This window comes from Halococcus hamelinensis 100A6 (assembly GCF_000336675.1).
In the GTDB taxonomy this organism is placed as follows: Archaea; Halobacteriota; Halobacteria; order Halobacteriales; family Halococcaceae; genus Halococcus; species Halococcus hamelinensis.
Map to the genome: position 1 here is coordinate 175950 of NZ_AOMB01000005.1, position 16505 is coordinate 192454.

The 16505-nt window shown below is 67.6% G+C and carries 14 protein-coding genes; 6 read left to right on the forward strand and 8 right to left on the reverse strand.

From position 1 onward, the window contains the following. Positions 1-100 precede the first annotated feature (100 nt). Positions 101-1255: a galactonate dehydratase gene (gene dgoD / locus C447_RS01785; RefSeq protein ID WP_007690272.1), complete on the forward strand. Its 1155-nt coding sequence runs from the start codon at positions 101-103 to the stop codon at positions 1253-1255. 28 nt (positions 1256-1283) lie between these two features. Here dgoD and C447_RS01790 read toward each other — a convergent pair whose 3' ends face one another. The 7 genes from C447_RS01790 to C447_RS01820 all read right to left on the reverse strand — a co-directional run bounded on the left by C447_RS01790 (position 1284) and on the right by C447_RS01820 (position 13370). Then, positions 1284-4274, reverse strand: coding sequence for an FAD-binding and (Fe-S)-binding domain-containing protein (locus C447_RS01790; RefSeq protein WP_007690274.1), 2991 nt, complete (start codon positions 4272-4274; stop codon positions 1284-1286). Positions 4275-4459: 185 nt separating this feature from the next. Next, a complete protein-coding gene (locus C447_RS01795; protein ID WP_007690276.1) occupies positions 4460-7717 on the reverse strand; it encodes an FAD-binding and (Fe-S)-binding domain-containing protein in 3258 nt (1085 codons plus the stop codon). Between the two features lie 100 nt (positions 7718-7817). Continuing rightward, a complete protein-coding gene (locus C447_RS01800) occupies positions 7818-9533 on the reverse strand; it encodes an L-lactate permease (protein WP_007690279.1) in 1716 nt (571 codons plus the stop codon). Positions 9534-9781: 248 nt separating this feature from the next. After that, a complete protein-coding gene (locus C447_RS01805; RefSeq protein ID WP_007690281.1) occupies positions 9782-10090 on the reverse strand; it encodes a cupin domain-containing protein in 309 nt (102 codons plus the stop codon). Beyond that, positions 10087-11109 carry an NADP-dependent oxidoreductase gene (locus tag C447_RS01810; RefSeq protein WP_007690282.1) on the reverse strand — a complete coding sequence of 341 codons (1023 nt, stop codon included), beginning with the start codon at positions 11107-11109 and terminating at the stop codon, positions 10087-10089. Before C447_RS01810 ends, C447_RS01805 begins: the two co-directional genes overlap by 4 nt. Before the next feature lie 82 nt (positions 11110-11191). Continuing rightward, the gene (locus C447_RS01815; RefSeq protein WP_007690285.1) at positions 11192-12292 is read right to left on the reverse strand and encodes a glycosyltransferase; all 1101 of its coding nucleotides are present in this window, start codon (positions 12290-12292) and stop codon (positions 11192-11194) included. 25 nt (positions 12293-12317) lie between these two features. Further along, positions 12318-13370, reverse strand: a complete 1053-nt coding sequence (locus tag C447_RS01820; protein WP_007690287.1) for a glycosyltransferase family 4 protein — start codon at positions 13368-13370, stop codon at positions 12318-12320. An 82-nt stretch (positions 13371-13452) separates the two neighbouring features. Between C447_RS01820 and C447_RS01825 the strand changes: the two genes are divergently transcribed. The 3 genes from C447_RS01825 to C447_RS01835 are packed head-to-tail and all read left to right on the forward strand — an operon-like array spanning position 13453 to position 14967. Further along, positions 13453-13728, forward strand: coding sequence for a ribonuclease P protein component 4 (locus C447_RS01825; protein WP_007690294.1), 276 nt, complete (start codon positions 13453-13455; stop codon positions 13726-13728). A 31-nt stretch (positions 13729-13759) separates the two neighbouring features. Continuing rightward, positions 13760-14011: a YhbY family RNA-binding protein gene (locus C447_RS01830; RefSeq protein ID WP_007690296.1), complete on the forward strand. Its 252-nt coding sequence runs from the start codon at positions 13760-13762 to the stop codon at positions 14009-14011. Next, complete coding sequence (locus tag C447_RS01835; protein WP_007690298.1) at positions 14011-14967, forward strand: mechanosensitive ion channel family protein; 957 nt, start codon at positions 14011-14013, stop codon at positions 14965-14967. The genes C447_RS01830 and C447_RS01835 overlap by 1 nt, the downstream gene beginning before the upstream one ends. 46 nt (positions 14968-15013) lie before the next feature. Here C447_RS01835 and C447_RS01840 read toward each other — a convergent pair whose 3' ends face one another. After that, positions 15014-15283 (reverse strand): hypothetical protein, encoded by a 270-nt coding sequence (locus C447_RS01840; RefSeq protein ID WP_007690300.1) that lies wholly within the window; start codon positions 15281-15283, stop codon positions 15014-15016. A gap of 365 nt (positions 15284-15648) precedes the next feature. On the opposite strand from C447_RS01840, the gene C447_RS01845 reads away from it, so the two are divergent. Next, on the forward strand, positions 15649-16020 hold the full coding sequence (locus C447_RS01845) for a MarR family transcriptional regulator (protein ID WP_007690302.1): 372 nt from the start codon (positions 15649-15651) through the stop codon (positions 16018-16020). After that, positions 16017-16358 (forward strand): type II toxin-antitoxin system PemK/MazF family toxin, encoded by a 342-nt coding sequence (locus C447_RS01850; protein WP_007690304.1) that lies wholly within the window; start codon positions 16017-16019, stop codon positions 16356-16358. The genes C447_RS01845 and C447_RS01850 overlap by 4 nt, the downstream gene beginning before the upstream one ends. Positions 16359-16505: the final 147 nt, after the last annotated feature.

A 16505-nucleotide genomic window follows, 5' to 3' on the forward strand; every position in this document is an offset into this window, starting at 1 on the left:
GCAGTTCGAGCCGTCGGCGAACGTGCTACCGTAACGCACGGAGGCGCGAGCCGTGGTCACTCGAAACGCTCATTCGGGCCGCCGGACCCTCTCAAGAGGTATGACCGAGATCGTCGACTACGAACTCTACGACGTGCCGCCGCGGTGGCTGTTCCTCGAACTGGAGACGAGCGACGGCCTCGTCGGCTGGGGCGAGCCGGTCGTGGAAGGCCGGTCGAAGACCGTCGCGGCCGCCGTCGAGGAGTTGCTCGATAACTACTTACTTGGACGGGACCCGAACCGGATCGAGGACCACTGGCAGGCGATGTACCGCGGCGGGTTCTATCGCGGCGGCCCAATCTTGATGAGCGCCATCGCGGGCATCGACCAGGCGCTCTGGGACATCAAGGGCAAGCGCTTCGGCGCGCCGGTCCACGAACTCCTCGGCGGGCGGGCGCGGGACCGCATTCGAGTCTACCAGTGGATCGGTGGCGACCGACCGGCGGACGTAGGCGAGGCCGCCGCCGAGCAGGTCGAGGCGGGCTTTTCGGCGCTCAAGATGAACGCCACCCCCGAGATACGGCGCGTCGACTCGCCCGCGGCGGTCGAGGCGGCCGTCGAGCGCCTCCGGAGCGTCCGCGAGGCTGTCGGCCCCGAAGTGGAGATCGGGGTGGACTTCCACGGGCGGGTCACCAAACCGATGGCCAAACGGCTCGTGGCGGCGCTCGAACCCCACGAGCCGATGTTCGTCGAGGAGCCGGTCCTCCCCCAGCACAACGACGCGCTCGCCGAGATCGCGAGCCACACCACGACCCCGATCGCGACCGGCGAGCGGATGTTCAGCCGCTGGGACTACAAGGAAGTCTTCGAGGACGGTACCGTGGACGTCATCCAACCCGACCTCTCGCACGCCGGCGGGATCACCGAGGTCAAGAAGATCGCCGCGATGGCCGAAGCCTACGACGTCGCGCTCGCGCCCCACTGCCCGCTCGGGCCGGTCGCGCTCGCCTCCTGCATCCAGGTCGACGCCTGCTCGCCGAACGCGCTGATCCAAGAACAGAGCCTGAACATCCACTACAACGAGACCAGCGACGTCCTCGATTACCTCGCCGACCCCAGCGTTTTCGAGTACGAGGACGGCTTCGTCGACGTGCTCGACGAACCGGGCCTCGGGATCGACCTCGACGAGGAGTACATCGAGGCCCAGTCCGAGGAGCCCGTAGACTGGCACAACCCGATCTGGCGACACGACGACGGCAGCGTCGCCGAGTGGTGAGTCGGGACGGCTGAAATTCCCCTCCTCCTCAGCGCGCGATGGCGAGCGCGACCTTCTCGATCGGATGTCGTGGTGCCGATTCGCCGGGCCGGTCGCCGAGTTGGGTGCGACACGACGTGCCCGGCGCGACGACGCCCTCGGCGTCGCTCTTCTCCACTTGCCGGAAGAGGATGTTGCCGATGGCCTGGGAGAGCTGGTAGTGTTCGGCCTCGTAGCCGAACGAACCCGCCATCCCACAGCAGCCCGTATCGAGGGGTTCGACCGCGTAGCCCGCCCGCCGCATCACGCCCACCGCGTGGTGGTCCTTGTTCGTCGCCTTCTGGTTGCAGTGACCGTGGTAGGAGACCGGCTCCTTCGGCTCGTCGAACTCGATCGCCTCGTCGAGGCGCATCACGTCGACGTATTCGAGGACGCCGTAGGCCGCGCTCGCGACCCGGTGGGTGGCCTCGTCGTCGGGGCGCAGGCTCAGGTACTCGTCCTGGAACATCACGGCGTCCGAGGGTTCGGTGAACACCACCGACCAGTCGTCACGAACGTAGGGGTCGAGGGCGTCGACGTTGGTCTCGGCCCGCTCGCGGGCGAGGTCGAGCATCCCCTTCGAGTAGGCCGGCCGGCCGCTCGAAACCACGCCGTCGGGGATCTCGACGTGGACCCCGGCGGCTTCGAGGGTCAAGACCGCGGCCTTGCCGGGTTTGGTGTTGCTGTAGTTGGTGTAGGTGTCGGGAAAGAGCAGGACTTCGTCCTCGGCTTCGGCGAGCGGGACCTTCGACCCACCCCGAGAATCGAACCAGTCCTCCAAGCTCTCCCGTTCGAAGTGGGGGAGTTCGCGCTCTTTGGCGATCCCCAGCGTTCGCTCCATCGCGGTACGCGCGCCGGGGAGCTTCGGCCCCCAGTTCGAGAGCGGCGCGAGCGCGCTCCCGAGCGCCGACAATGAATCGATGTTGGCGAACACGCGCTCGCGCAGGCCGACTCCCTCCCGCTCGTGGTAGTCGTGTTTGACCTCGGCCTTGAGCTTCGCCATGTCCACACCGGTCGGGCAGTCGCTCATACAGCCCTTACAGCCGACACAGAGGTCGAGCACCTCCTCCTGGAAACGTTCGGAGTACATCTCTTCTTCCGAAAGCTCGCCCGAGATAGCCGCCCGGAGCATGTTCGCCCGGCCCCGGGTGGCCTGGATCTCCTCCTTCGAGGCGCGGTAGGTCGGACACATCGTGTCGGAGTCGGTCTGCCGGCAGGTCCCACAGCCGTTACAGAGTTCGACGACGTGCGAGAAGCCGTCCTCGCCGAAGTCCATCTCCGTCCGGGGTTCGAGCGACGAGTAGTCGGCCCCGTACCTGAGATTCTCGCGCATGTCCGCCTCGTCGTCCCAGTAGACTACTTTTCCAGGATTCATCCGCCGGTCGGGGTCGGCGGCGAGTTTCAGCTCCTGAAACGCGCCCCACAGCTGTTCGCCGTACATCTTAGGGTTGAACTCGGTGCGCGCGAGGCCGTCGCCGTGCTCGCCCGAGAACGCGCCGTTGTGTTTCAGCACCAAGGAAGTGACGTCCTCCGAGATCGAGTGCATCGTCTCGATGCCCTCGCTCCCCTTCAGGTTCAGGATCGGCCGGATGTGGAGCGTGCCCGACCCGGCGTGGGCGAAGTACGCAGCCGAGGTACCGTGGTCTTCCAGCACGTCCTCGAACTCCTGGACGTAGACCGCGAGCTCCTCGGGCGGAACGGTCGCGTCCTCGATGAACGGGTAGGGCTTCGGGTCGCCTTCGAGGCTCATCAGGAGGGGGATGGCGGCCTTCCTGAGCTTCCAGATGTCGGCCTGTTCGTCCGGGAGATAGGCTTCGAGAACGTCGAACGCCGCGCCGTTCTCGACGAAGAACTCGTTGGTCCCCTCGATGGCGGCCTCGAACTCGTCACAGAGTTCGGAGTCGAACTCCAGCATCAGCGCGGCCGCGGTCCCCTCGGGGATCGGTTCGGCGTACTCCGCGAACTCCGTGGACTCGCTGGCGAGCCGGAACACCTCGTCGTCCATCAGTTCGACGGCGCTGACGTCGAAATCGAGCGCCTCGGGCACCGCCTCCATCGCGTCCACGAGGTCGGAAAAGCAATAGAGCGCGAGTGCGGTGGTGTCGGGTTTGCTCACGAGGTCGAGGGTAGCCTCGACGACGACCCCCAACGTGCCCTCCGCGCCGACGAACAGCTTCGAGAGGTTGATGACCTCCTCGCCGGCGTCGTTCTCGTAGATCACCTTCTGGAGGTTGTAGCCCGAGACGGAGCGTTTGAGGGTCGGGTACTGCTCCGCTATCTCCTCGGCGTTCTCCTCGACCAGTTTTCTGACTTCGCGATAGAGTTCGGCCTCGCGGTCGTCCCCGCCGGCCACGGACTCCCACTCGGGGCCGTCGAGCACGATCTCGCGGGTGTGGATCAGCGAGCCGTCGGCGAGCACCACCCGGAGCTCCTCGGTGTAGGCGTCGGTGATCCCGTAGCGCACCGAGTGGGCTCCTGTACTGTTGTTGCCGATACCGCCCCCGATCGTCGCGCGGTTCGAGGAGGCGGGGTCGGGCGCGAACTTCAGGTCCCACTCCGCGAGGTGGTCGTCGAGGTGGTCCTGGACGACCCCCGGTTCGACGGTCGCGGTTTGCTCGTCGGGGTCGGTGTCCAGGATCGAATCCATGTGGCGGGTCATATCGAGCACGACACAGCCCGGGCCGACGGCCTGGCCCGCGAGCGACGACCCCGCGCCGCGCGGGATCACGGGGGTGTCGTGGTCGGCGGCGGCCCGCACCGCCGCCCGGACGTCCTCGATGTCGCGCGGGCAGACCACGCCCGCGGGTCGGGCCTGGTAGATGCTGCCGTCGGTCGCGTAGAGCACCTGCGCGTACTCGTCGAAGTCGACCTCGCCGCGGACGGTCTCGCGGAGGTCGTCGGCGAGGGCGCGGTACTCGGCGACGTCGGTGTGGTCGTGGCCGAGCGCCTCGACCGAGGTCTCGAACTCCGGAGGGTCGTAGTATTCGTCTTCGACGGCCATGGCCACGCTCCGTGGTTGAAGCGGTTAAGTTCTATGACGATAGATAACAACATTCCTAACATTGATTATATTTCGGGAACTCGCGGAGGCAGTACCCTCATCGAAGGCACTTATCATATAGAATATGTTCTTTTCCGGGTCTCGGCTGTATCGCGGGCTCGGAGCCCGGCTATCGCCGGGGTTCCCTACTCGGCGAGCGCGTCGGCGAGGCTCTCGACCGGGTGTGGGGGTTCCTCGGCCTCGTGCTCGCCGAGCTGGCTTCTACAGGAGGCTCCCGGTGCGACCACCCGCTCGGCGTCGCTCTCTTCGACCTGGTCGTAGAGCACGTCCGCGATCGCCCGGCTCATCGAGAGGTGTTCGGCCTCGTAGCCGAACGAACCCGCCATCCCACAGCAGCCCGAATCCAGTGCGTCCACGGTGTAGCCCGCGCGTCGGAGCACGCTGACCGCGTGGTGGTCCTTCTTGGTGGCCTTCTGGTGGCAGTGGCCGTGGTAGACCAGCGATTCCGTGGGCTCGTCGAAGTCGACCGCCTCGTCGAGCCGGAACCGGTCGAGGTATTCGAGGACGCCGTACGAGTTCCCGGCCACGAGTTCCACGTCACGGCTTCCGCCGTCGGACTCGCTTCGCTCACGGCTTCGTCGTTCGCTGTTTCGAGGCACTCCCTCCGGTCGCGCCTCGCTTCGCTCGACCGACGAGGCTCGCGAACCGTCGATTCGCTCACCTCCGTCCGCGACCGCCTGGTCGCCGCCCTCGCCCGCCGGCACGGTCCCCGAGGGGACGCTTCGATCGGCGGCCGGGAGCAGGTCGGGGTAGTCGTATTGGAACATCACGGCGTCGGAGGGTTCGACGACGACCACGTCCCAGTCCCGCCGGACCAAGGGCGCGAGCGCCGACACGTTCTGCTCGGCGGCTGCGCGGGCCTGGCCGATGAAGCCCTTCGAGAAGGCGGGGCGGCCGCTGTCCGTGACCCCCAAGGGCAGTCGAACGTGGACCCCGGCGGCTTCGAGAACTCGTACCGCTGCCTTCCCGGCCTCGGGGTGGTTGTAGTTGGTGTAGGTGTCGGGGAACAACAGGACTCGGCGCTCGGCCTCGCTCGCCGGGACCTGCGCGCCGCCCCGTCGCTCGAACCACTCCTCGAAACTCTCGTGATGGAAGGTCGGGAGCGTGCGGTCTCTCGCGATCCCGACCGTCTTTTCGAGCAGGGTGCGCGCGCCGGGGAGGTCGGTGCCCCGGTTCGAGAGCGGCGCGAGGGCGCTGCCGAGCGCCGACAGCGCGTCGATGTTGGCGAAGAGGCGGTCCCTGAGGCTCGCGCCGTGGCGCTCGTGGTAGGCGTTCGTGACCTCGGCTTTCAGCTTCGCCATGTCGACCTCGCTCGGGCAGTCGTTCGCACAGCCCTTACAGCCGATACACAGATCCATCACCTCGTGCATGAACTCGACGTCGACGGCCTCGTCGTCGAGGTCGCCGCTCATCGCCTGCCGGAGCAGGTTCGCCCGACCGCGCGTCGAGGTGACCTCCTCCTCGGAGGCCCGATAGGTCGGACACATCACTCCGCCCGTCGTCGACTGGTGGCCCCGACAGCCACCACAGCCGTGACAGAGTTCGGCCATCCCCTGGAAGCCGTTCTCGTTCTCCCAGCGGAGTTCGGTCTCGAAGCCCGCCTCGAACTCGTAGTCGGGGTCGAACCGGAGGTTCTCGGTGAGGTCGGGGAGTTCACGTTGCCCATCCGCGTCGTCCGACTCCGCCGCGGGCGGCAGCCCACAGACCTGGCCGGGGTTCAACAGCCAGTCGGGGTCGAACGCGGTCTTGAGGTCGCGGAAGACGCCCCAGAGGTGTTCGCCGTACAGCTTCTCGTTCCACTGGGTCCGCGCGCGGCCGTCGCCGTGTTCACCCGAGACCGACCCGCCGTGTTCGACCACGAGGTCGGTCGCGCCCTCGGCGATGGCCTCCATCCGGTCGAGCCCCTCGACGGTCTTGGTGTCGATGAGCGGCCGGATGTGGAGCACGCCGGGCCCCGCGTGAGCGTAGAAGCTCGCGAAGGTGTCCTGCTCGTCGAGAATCTCCTGAAACCCCGAGACGTACTCGGGGAGGTGTTCGGCGGGCACCGCGCAGTCCTCGATGAACGAGATGTGTTTCGCGTCGGTGGTCCGCGAGAGGAGGATCGGGAGGCCGGATTTCCGCATCTTCCAGAACTGGGTACGCGTCCCGGCGTCGTGGGCCTCCATCGCCGCGTTCGCGTACCGCTTCTTTTCCGTGGTTTCGGCCGCCCCGTCGCTCGGCTCGATTTCGGATTCGCCACCCACCCGGTCGGCGATGAGGTCCGCGGTCTTCCGTCGGCCGTCGTCGTCGGAATCGGCGTAGAACTCGACGAGGAGAACCGAATCGGTTCCCTCGGGGAGCATCCCCACCACGTCCGCGAACTCGCTGGTGTCGCGCGCGAGGTCGAGGAGGACCGAATCCATCACCTCGACCGCGGCGGGGTCGTGGTCGAGGATCGCCACCACGTCCTCCATCGCGTCGACGAGCGAGTCGTAGGTCAACAGCGCCACCGCCTTCGTCTCGGGGACGGATTCGAGCGAGACGGTCGCCTCGGTGACGATGCCCAGGGTCCCTTCGCTCCCCGCCAACAATCGCGCGAGGTTCACCGTTCCGTCGGCGGCGTCGGCGACCAGCATATCGAGGTCGTAGCCCGAGACGTTCCGCTTGAGGTCGGGATAGGTTTCCTCGACCGCGTCAGCCTCCTCGTCGACGATCCGGGCGACCGCGGCGTGGATACGGGCTTCGAGATCCCCCTCCGGGTCGGCGCGCTCGCGAAGTTCGTCGAGGGTGATCTCACCGAACTCCGTCACGCTGCCGTCGGCGAGGACGACCTCGGAGGACTCGATGTAGGCGTCGGTCTTGCCGTACTTCAGCGAGTGGGACCCAGTAGAGTTGTTCCCGATCGCCCCGCCGAGCGAGCTCTTGTCGCCCCACGCGGGGTCGGGCGCGAACTTCAGGTCCCACTCCCCGAGCGCCTCGTCGATGTCGCCGAGGTAGATCCCCGACTGGGCGCGGGCGGTGCGGCCCTCGGGGTCGATGTCGACCATCCCGTCCATGTGCCGCGTGAAGTCCAGCACGACCGCCTCGTTGACGGCCTGGCCCGCGAGGCTCGTCCCGCCGCCGCGCGGGAGCACCGGGATCCCCTCGTCGGCGCAGTAGGCCATCACCGCCGAAACGTCGGCGGTCGACTCCGGGAAGACCACCCCGACCGGGGTCACCTCGTAGGCGCTCGCGTCGGTCGCGTAGAGCTGTCGTGAGTAGGTGTCGAAGCGGACGTCGCCCGCGGTCCGGGAGTCGAGGGCCGCGAGGAGGTCGGGTCGTTCGACCTCGTTCCCCTGGTAGTCGTAGCTCGCATCGTGCTCGGCGGGGTCGTCGTGCGGAAGCGCGGCGAACTCGGTTGTCACGGTACCACACGTTCACCGTGGAGGCATAAACTCGCGTCGGCTATCCGACCCCTGGGGGTCGTGGCCGGGTTCGGGAGAACGGAGGGAGAACGGGCAGCGGTCAGAACGTCCCGGGGAAGAGGACGTAGCTGAACAGCAGGGAGAGGAGGCCGGCGAAGGCCGCGTAGTACGCGAGCGGGATGAGTTCGAGCCGGATGACCCGGCCCTCCTCGCCGACGAGGCCGACGACCGCGAGCGCGGCGACGACGTTGTGGACCGCGATGAGGTTGCCGATCGCCCCACCGACCGCCTGTGCACCCAGCATGATGGTCCGCGAGGTCTCGATGTCGGTCGCGACGCCGTACTGGAAGGTGCCGAACAGGATGTCGCTCACGGTGTTCGACCCCGCGAGAAACGCCCCGAGCGCGCCGACCAGCGGCGCGAAGAACGGGTAGATCCCGCCGGCGAGGTCGGCGGTGGCCTGCGAGAGCACGATCAACATGCTGTCCGACCCCGTCGCCGCCCCCGACTGGAGCATCACCTGGACCGTCGCGACCGCGAACAGCAGCGCGACCACCGGCGGGGCGATCTTCTCACCCGTCTCGCGCCACGCGCCCCGGACCTCGTCGCCGCTCATCCGGTGGAAGCCGACCGTGAGCAACGAGACGAGGACGAACGCCGCGCCGGGGAGGTAGAGCACCGCGACGTCGTTCGTGAGGCCGGTTCCGAGGATGTCCGACCAGACGAGGACGCCGTTGGCCTGGAGGAACGAGGCGATCGGGTCGATCGTTCGGGTGGCGACGAGCACGACCACGAGCAGCGCGTAGGGTGCCCACGCCTTCCAGAGCGGCATCGCCTGGGCGGTGCCGCCGTCGGCCGCGATGGCCCCGCTTCGGTTCGAGGATTCGCCGGGTTCGATCTCGCCGACCCAGTGGTCGGGCCACGCCGAGCGGTCGTCGAACTCCCACTCCTCGTCGGGGTGGAGGTAGCCGAGCCTGAGCACGCCAACGGTGAGCGCGAGCCCGACCATCGCGCCGACGAGGCCGGGGAAGACCGGCCCGAGGAACATCGCGGTGAGCCAGTACGGCACCGCGAACGAGGCCCACGAGAACAGACAGAGGGGCAACACTTCGAGCGCCGGGCGCACGGAGCGCTCCGCGCCGAAAAAGCGCGTCATCATCGCGACCCCGATGAACGGTACCGCGATACCCACGATGACGTGGTAGGTCGCCGCCCACGCCCCGATCTCGGCGACCCAGCTCGCGATGGTGTACGGCGTCTCGGCCGTGACCGTCGTGCGGATCGCCTCACTCGACGCGAAGGTGTCCTGGAGCCCGATGATCAGCGGCGTGCCGACCGCGCCGAAGGTGATCGCCATCAGGTTCCCCGTGAGCGCCACCACCACCGCGGCGAGCGGCGGGAACCCCAGCCCGACGAGGAGGGGGCCGACGACCGCCGCCGGCGTCCCGAAGCCCGCCGCGCCCTCGATGAACGACCCCATCAGGAACACGAGCAACACCACCTGGACGCGGCGGTCGTCGCTGACCGCGGCGAACCCCCCGCTGATGGCGTCGAACGCCCCGGTCTGTTTCAGGGTGTACAACAACAGGATCGCGCCGAAGACGATCCAGAGGATCTGGGTGGCGGTGATGAAGCCGTTGATGGTCGCCGCCGCGACCCAGCGGGGACTCATCCCCCAGCCGACGACCCCGGCGGCGACGGCGACCAGCCACGCCACCGGCATCGCGCGCGTCGCCGGCCAGAAGAGGCCGACCATCAACACCGCGATGGCCACCAGCGGCAACACCGCGACCAGAACACCGGCGATACCGTTCATCGATGGGCCCCGTTCGGTTCCGGCGGACTGATCGGTCGGCGGCGGCGACGTGCACGAACTGGCTCCCCGATCCGACGGTCGGTCCGGTGTCCGGTCATCACCCGCAGCTATTGATAAGGAACGATAATAAAGTTTGGTGCCGGCCGGGTCCCGCGGTCGTCGGCGAACCCGTTCGAGCGCCGAGAGAGGGGCCAGGACAACTGGAAACGACGGAGTCGAACTCGAACGACGGTGAGCGGACCAGCAGCTCAGTACGTCGGCGGCGCGTAGACGTTGACCGTCCGGAGGGGGTCGTCGCCCTCGCCGGTGATCTCGTGGGTCTCGCCCGCCTCGATGCAGACCAGCGAACCGGGTTCGAGGGCGGCGGACTCGCCGTCGACGACCGCCGATCCCTCGCCCGAGACGACGTAGAGCCACTGGTCGGCGTTCCCGTGGCGGTTCTCGGGGCCGCCGGTCGACTGGCCGGGGTCGAGGCTCATCGTCGCGGCCTGCGAGCGCTCGGTTCCGCCCACCACGTCGAAGGACTCGCCCGTCTCGCGGGTGTCGACGTGCTTCACGAGTCCGGCTCCGCGACCTTCACGACCTGCTTGCCGATGTTGTCGCCCGAGAAGAGCCCGAGGAAGGCGTCGGGCGCGTTCTCGAACCCCTCGACGACGGTCTCGCGGTGCTCGATGTCGCCGGCTTCCACCCACTCGCGGAGGTGCTCGGTGGCCTGCGGGAAGCGGGGTTCGTAGTCGAACACCAGGAAGCCCTGGACGGTCGCACGCGGCGCGATGACCATCGGGAGCTTTCGGGGCCCGGTCGGGGCTTCGGTCGCGTTGTAGGTGTCTATCTGGCCGCAGACCGCGACCGTCGCGTCGACGTTGAGCCGCGTGAAGACCGCATCCGAGATCGGCCCGCCGACGTTGTCGAAGTACCTGTCCACGCCATCGGGTGCGGCCTCGTCGAGCGCCTCCCGATAATCGTCGGTCTCCGTGTAGTTGATCCCGACGTCGAAGCCGAGGTCCTCTTCGAGATATCGGACCTTCTCCTCGGAGCCGGCGAAGCCGACGACGCGCGTTCCGGCGAGCTTCGCGATCTGGCCCACCGTCGAGCCGACCGCACCCGCCGCGCCCGAGACGACCACCGTATCGCCCGGATAGGGGTCGAGCACGTCGCGCGTCCCGAAGTACGCCGTTCGGCCCGGCATCCCGAGCACGCCGAGGTGGGCTTCGAGCCCGAGGTTCTCGCCGGGTTCCACGGGTGAGAGCCGGTCGCCGTGGGCGGTCGCGTACTCGCTCCAGGTGAGGTTACCGGTGACGAACGCGCCCGCGCTCCACGCCTCGTGTTCGGACTCGACGACCTCGCCGACGACCGCACCCTCCATCGGCTCGCCGACCTGCCACGACTCGGCGTAGGACTCGGCCTCGTCCATCCGGCCGCGCATGTAGGGGTCGACCGAGAGGGAGAGCGTTCGAACCAGCACCTCGCCGTACTCGGGCTCCGGTACTTCGATCTCTTCGAGCTCGAAGGTGTCGCGGTCGGGGGTTCCCTCCGGTCGCTTGCCCAGCACGAACTGGCGGTTGGTGGTTGCCATACCGATCGGAGGGGACGGAGCTTTCAGAACCTTCGGGTTTCGAGGACCGTCGGCCTCCCACCGTCCCGGCGGTCGAACCCCGTTACTCGACCCCCACCGCGTCGTAGACGTCCGCGAGCGCGTCGACCGCGTGGTCGACCCCCATCCCCTCGCGGCGCGAACGACAGGTCTCGGCGAGCCGGTCGCGGTCGTCGAGCGCCCGCCCGAGCGCGTCGCGAAAGCCCGCGATGTCGCCCGGGCGGTAGTGATAGCCCGTCTCCCCCTCGTCGATCGTCTCGGTGAGCGCCCCGGCGTCGACCCCCACGACGGGGGTGCCACACGCCATGGCTTCGAGCGCGACGAGCCCCTGGGTCTCGACCGGGCTCGGGAAGCCGAAGACGTCGAGCGCGTTGTAGAACCCGGGGAGCTCCGCACGTTCGAGGAAGCCGAGGAACCGGACGTCGGCGTCGAGCTCCGCCGCCTCGGCTTCGAGGGTCGTGCGCGCCGGGCCGTCGCCGCCGAGCACGACCGTCGCGTCGGTCCCCGCCGCGGCCGCGAGGAGGTCGGAGAGGTTCTTCTCGAAGCCGTGGCGGCCGGTGTAGCCGATCAGCGGGCGGTCCTCGGGGAGATCGTGGCGGGCGCGGAAGTCCGTCGTCGTCGGCGCGAACCGCTCGATATCGACCCCGTTCGAGACCACCGAGACCGGCCCGATGCCGCGCGATTCGAGTTCGGCCCGGGCGACTTCGCTCGGGGCGATGACGTGGTCGGCGCGGCCGAGGAACCACCGCTCGTAGGCGTTGCCGGCGCGCGCGACGGCGTCCATCAGCCAGCCCTCCGCGAGATAGCCCGCGTACTCCGCCGCCGGGGTGTGATAGGAGGCCACCAGCGGCGCGTCGATCCGCCGGGCCAGTCGGAGCCCGCCGAGCCCGACCCCGAACGGGGTGTGGGCGTGGACGACGTCGGCCGCCTCGACCGCCTCGGGAACCGACGGCGCGCCGACACGGAAGTCCGCGTAGAACGGGAACGGCAGGCTCCGAACGGGGTGTTCGTCGGGGTCCGGCTCGTAGCCGTCGGCCGCGGGATAGACGACGTCCATCCGGCCGTCCCGCGCCAGCCAGCGGTCGCGCCACGCCCGGATGGTGTAGGTGACGCCGTTCACCGTCGGCAGATAGGTGTCGGTGAAGGCGACGACGTGGGGCGGCATTTCCCGTCGATTCTGGGAGCGCGAACTAAGCCGTTGTGACTTCCCGGTAGACCCGCGAAAGCTCACGACCGACCCGTTCGAGACTGTGGTCGGCGGCGGTCTCGCGCGCACCCTCGCCCAGTCGTTCCCTGAGGTCGGGGTCCTCGGCCAACCGGTCGAGCGCCGCCTGGAACTCCGCTCGACTCTCACACTTGAGACAGTCCTCGCCGTGGGTGAAGAACTCCTCGAACACCGGAATGTCCCGCAGCACGACCGCCTTCCCGCAGGCCATGGCTTCGAGCACCGCGATGCCCTGGTTCTCGTTCTTCGTCGGGAAGAGGTAGACGTCGCCCGCGCCGAACGCGCCGCGTTTGTCCTCGACCCAGCCCGTAAATCGGACGTTCTCGGGTGGGTGCTGGGTCCAGCGCCGCACCGTCTCCGAGGCCTGTGGACCCGTATCGTAGGGGCCGAACCAGACGAAATCGTACTCCGTGGTCTCGGCGAGCCGGCAGAAGTCCGTGAGCCCCTTGCGCTCGAAGACGTTGCCGAGCGCGAACACCACCATGCCGTCGAGGTCGAAGCGCGCGCGGTACTCCTCGCGGCGGTCCTCGTGACCCGCGAGCGACGCCACGTCGACGCCGTTCGTGATCGTCCTGATGGGAGCCTCGACCGGATACTCCTCCAGGATCCCCTTCGTGTAGTCGCTGGGGCAGAGCACGAGGTCGGCCTGGGAGTAAAACCACCGGAGGTAGCGTTTCAGCAGGGGCGCTATCTCCGAGGAGAGGCGAAACGACTCCCCGAAGTCCTCGGCGGTCATGTGGGCGTGGAGCACCAGGGGAATCCCGTTGCGTTTCGCGTGACGGGCCACCGCGAGGCTCGCCGGCCCCGGCGCGTTGCAGTGAGCGAGGTCGTAGTCGGCGACGAGACCCTCGCCCGCGAGGAGCGAGCGGACCGTTCCGTCGAGCGTATCGCCGCGCAACGGCGACGTGAGCACCTCGACGTCCGTCGTCGCGAGCGCTTTGCGTTGCTGGGCGGCGGCGGTCCCCCACCCGCTGCGCTGGAGCGGGCCTTCGAGTTCGAGGTAGTTGAGCGCGCGCACAGCGGGAGCGCGCCGGCGGGCCGAATAACTCCACCGGAACGCGAAGCCGACATATGTCCGCCCCCCGGATCCCCGACCCTCGATGACGCTCGCCGACGAACGCATCGACCGGCTCGCCGACCTCGCCCGCGAGGCCGCCAGCGAGGGCCACGACGATCGGGCGCGCGAGTACGTTCGGCGGGCGCGCCGGATCGGCGAGCGAAACCGACTCTCGCTCCCACGACAGTTCAAGCGGTTCACCTGCGACGCCTGCGACCGGTACCTCCTGCCGGGCCGAAACTGTCGGGTCCGCACGCGGAGCGGGCACGTCGTGATCACGTGTGAGTGTGGCTCACAGGCCCGCTACCCGTATGAATAGGCTTACCTCCGCCGAGCGACGACGCCGTGACATGACGAGCGACGAGCAGACGCTCAGGGAGCGTGCCCACGGCGTCGACGCCACCCTCCGGGTCGGGAAGGCCGGGATCGAGAGCGTCGCGGACGAACTCGACAGCCAGTTGAAAGAGCGCGACCTCGTGAAGGTGAAGTTCCTGCGGTCGGCGCGCGGCGGTACGACCACCGAGGAACTCGCGGCCGACCTCGGTGACCGGGTGGGGGCCGAGGTGATCGAGACGCGCGGCAACACCGCCACCTATCACTGATGGCCGGTCTTTCGTCGGTGGTACTCCAGTCGGGAACAGCGACCGGCAACAACAGCTCGGTGCCCGAGGTCAACATCGAGGGGATGGGCGTGGTCGGACGGACCCTCCGGGACGTCGGCGTCGAGGCGGCGTACGCGAAACCGCTCGGGGCGGCGATCTCGTTCGTGGTCGCGCTGGTCGCGGTCTACCTGGTCGGACGGGCCGTCGCGGTCCCGCTGTTCGGCCGCGCGCTCGGCCGCCAGGGGCTCGACGCCCACGAGCAGCGCCCGCTCCAGCGGCTGTTCCGGATCCTCATCGGCTTCGTCGCGCTCGCGGTCGCGTTCAAGGCCGGACGGCTCACCGGCTTCTTCACCTCGATCGCCGCCATCGCGGCCGCCGCGACCCTCGCGATCGGGCTGGCGCTCCAGGACACCCTCTCGAACTTCGTCGCCGGGGTGTTCATCTACACCGACCGCCCCTTCCGGATCGGCGACTGGATCGAGTGGGGCGGCCCGAGCGACGGCTACTCCGGCGTCGTCGAGGACATCTCCTTCCGAGTGACCCGCGTGAGGACCTTCGACAACGAACTCCTCACGGTGCCGAACGCGGTGCTCACGGGCGACGTGATCAAGAATCCGGTCGCGAAGGACGAACTCCGGATCAGCTTCACCTTCGGGATCGGTTACGAGGACGACATCGAGCAGGCCACGGAGATCATCCTCGACGAGGCCGAACGCCACCCCGATATCCTCGGCGACCCGGCACCCACGGTGCGGATGAGCGAGAACCCGCTCGCCGACTCCTACGTCGGACTGGTCTCGCGCTTTTGGATCGCCGACCCGAACCGGGCGGACTTCCTCAAGACCCGTGGCGAGTACGTCACCAACGTCAAGGACCGCTTCGACGCCGCCGGGATCGACATCCCCTACCCGCAGGTCGACCTCTCGGGACGCGTCGACATCGAGAACCCGCGGTAGACGGACGGGGCTCGGCTCGGCGGCGCGACGGTCGCTGGCAGGAATATCAGTCGTCGGAGACGGCGGTGTCGGCTTCGGGGCAGGTCTCGGGTGCGATCTCATAGAGGTTCTGTCGGGCGTCGGCGAAGTAGACGTCCTCGTCGATCGCCCCGACGTTTTCGAGGCGTTCGAGCGCGTATCGGACCGTGCGCGCCGACAGCATCGACTCCTCGACGATCCCCTTCTGAGTCAGGGTGCCGTTGTACTCGAGGACCTTGAACACCAGTTTCGCGCTCGGCGGAAGGTCCACGAGCGCCTCCGAATCGGCTTCACTCATCGATCGTGGCCACGAGCGCAACGTGTATAAAACCGTGGTCCACGCGCGCCGAGCCCGTCGATCCGGGCCGTGGCCGACGAGAGCGCGAGCCAGGGGCTAGCAGACCACCGGACTACTGAGAGTCGAGAAGGCCGACACGACGAACACGAGCCAGCCGGGTGCGACAGCGCGAGCACGACGCCAGCCCGTGAGAAATCCTCGCGTGGTTTCAGCAACAGTGCAACACCGAGTGTTCCAGAAATGCTCTTATTCGTCGGTTAGTGCTCCGTGAGTTCATGACGCGGATTCGTATGCTTCCGCGATTGGCCTTCTGTAATCCAGTAGAATAGGTTTTAATATTCTCTAATACATTGTAGTACACGACCATGCCGATCGCCGCTGACGACTTCGACCGGCTTCCCGAGAAAGCGCTCGACCTCACAGAAGGGTCGAACGCCCAGATCGTCCTCACGTTCCTCTCCGAACACCCCGACGCAGCGTTTCGGCAAAACGAGATCATCGAGGGGACCGAGGTGAAAGCAGGAAGTATCGGACCGGTGCTGTCGCGGCTCGAAGAGCGGGGACTCGTGAGGCACAAGGGGAAGTATTGGACGATCGGGGAAGACGACCGACTGGCATCGTATGCAGCGATGGCACAGACGTTCGCAACCGCCGACGAACGATTTCCGGACGAGGATATGGGGGAGTGGCTACAGCACGCGGAAAACCCCTACGACGAACACAGTGAGGACGAATGACGTACCAGCGTGGGGATGTGATATGGGCGGTCGACCCGTATCGAAGCGGATCGAATTCCCGTCCATGGGTACTCATCAGCAACGACTCGCTCCCGTACGCCGACTCCGAGTACATAGCGATGATTCTGACGACGAAATCCCACCCGGGGAATCGTCGGCTCACAGCGAGTGACTGGGAGTACGGGGGATCGCCACGGACGAGCTACATCTCACCGTGGACGGTCGGAACGATCAAGCACGACCAAACGAGAACCGTTCAGGGACGGCTTGGGGTAGGCGTGGTTGAGGAAGTAGTCGGAGAGCTCGAGTCGTATATCGAGGCAGAAGAGAGCGCGTGATGTGGTGCACGGCTCTCTGGGTCGATTAGTAGCGGGTAGGATATCTCGGTCTCCATATCACGCTGCTCTAACGTTCCCACGAAACACGGAAGCATCCGATCTGATTGGTTCTCGACAACGGTCGGTTCGGTCGCCGGAGTCGCGCCG